The sequence below is a fragment of the Kitasatospora sp. NPDC028961 genome (assembly GCF_055564815.1).
The window spans coordinates 1-1,662 of the sequence record NZ_JBVHVO010000056.1 but is presented as its reverse complement, the minus strand read 5'-3'; the positions used below and the strand labels follow the sequence as shown (position 1 = coordinate 1,662).

Below are 1,662 nucleotides of genomic sequence, written 5' to 3'. Positions count from 1 at the left end.
TCAGCGGCTCCACCACGTCCCTTTGTCCGAAGACTCCGGGCCGGCTTCACGGCTTTAGCATCACCTGGTTCGACGTTGGCGCTTCAAAGCGGGTACGGGAATATCAACCCGTTGTCCATCGACTACGCCTGTCGGCCTCGCCTTAGGTCCCGACTTACCCTGGGCAGATCAGCTTGACCCAGGAACCCTTGGTCAATCGGCGCAAGAGTTTCTCACTCTTGTATCGCTACTCATGCCTGCATTCTCACTCGTGTACCGTCCACGACTGGTTTCCACCGCCGCTTCACCCGGCACACGACGCTCCCCTACCCATCACAGCAGGCGTTGGCCCTATATGCTGCAATGACACGACTTCGGTGATGTGCTTGAGCCCCGCTACATTGTCGGCGCGGAATCACTTGACCAGTGAGCTATTACGCACTCTTTCAAGGGTGGCTGCTTCTAAGCCAACCTCCTGGTTGTCTCTGCGACTCCACATCCTTTCCCACTTAGCACACGCTTAGGGACCTTAGTCGGTGTTCTGGGCTGTTTCCCTCTCGACCATGGAGCTTATCCCCCACAGTCTCACTGCCACGCTCTCACTTACCGGCATTCGGAGTTTGGCTAAGGTCAGTAACCCGGTGAGGCCCATCGCCTATCCAGTGCTCTACCTCCGGCAAGAAACACGTGACGCTGCACCTAAATGCATTTCGGGGAGAACCAGCTATCACGGAGTTTGATTGGCCTTTCACCCCTAACCACAGGTCATCCCCCAGGTTTTCAACCCTGGTGGGTTCGGTCCTCCACGAAGTCTTACCTCCGCTTCAACCTGCCCATGGCTAGATCACTCCGCTTCGGGTCTTGGGCATGCAACTCAATCGCCCTATTCGGACTCGCTTTCGCTACGGCTACCCCACACGGGTTAACCTCGCTACACACCGCAAACTCGCAGGCTCATTCTTCAAAAGGCACGCAGTCACGGCCCATCAGCAAGCTGATGAACGACGCTCCCACGGCTTGTAGGCACACGGTTTCAGGTACTATTTCACTCCGCTCCCGCGGTACTTTTCACCATTCCCTCACGGTACTATCCGCTATCGGTCACCAGGGAATATTTAGGCTTAGCGGGTGGTCCCGCCAGATTCACACGGGATTTCTCGGGCCCCGTGCTACTTGGGTGTTCTCCAAACGAGCCGTACAGATTTCGTCTACGGGGGTCTTACCCTCTACGCCGGACCTTTCGCATGTCCTTCGACTACCCATACGGTTTCTGACTCGTCGACCGGCCGGCAGACCGATCAAGAAGAATCCCACGACCCCGCGATGGCAACCCCTGCCGGGTCTCACACCATCGCGGTTTAGCCTCATCCGGTTTCGCTCGCCACTACTCCCGGAATCACGGTTGTTTTCTCTTCCTGCGGGTACTGAGATGTTTCACTTCCCCGCGTTCCCTCCACATACCCTATGTGTTCAGGTATGGGTGACAGCCCATGACGACTGCCGGGTTTCCCCATTCGGAAACCCCCGGATCAAAGCCTGGTTGACGGCTCCCCGGGGACTATCGTGGCCTCCCACGTCCTTCATCGGTTCCTGGTGCCAAGGCATCCACCGTGCGCCCTTAAAAACTTGGCCACAGATGCTCGCGTCCACTGTGCAGTTCTCAAACAACGACCAGTCACCCAC

Annotated in this window: 1 rRNA gene; it reads right to left on the bottom strand. The window is 57.2% G+C overall.

The annotated features are described in order from the left end of the window. Positions 1-1,611, bottom strand: a 23S ribosomal RNA gene (locus ACZ4UX_RS36940); the annotation flags it as partial. Between the last annotated feature and the right edge of the window lie 51 nt (positions 1,612-1,662).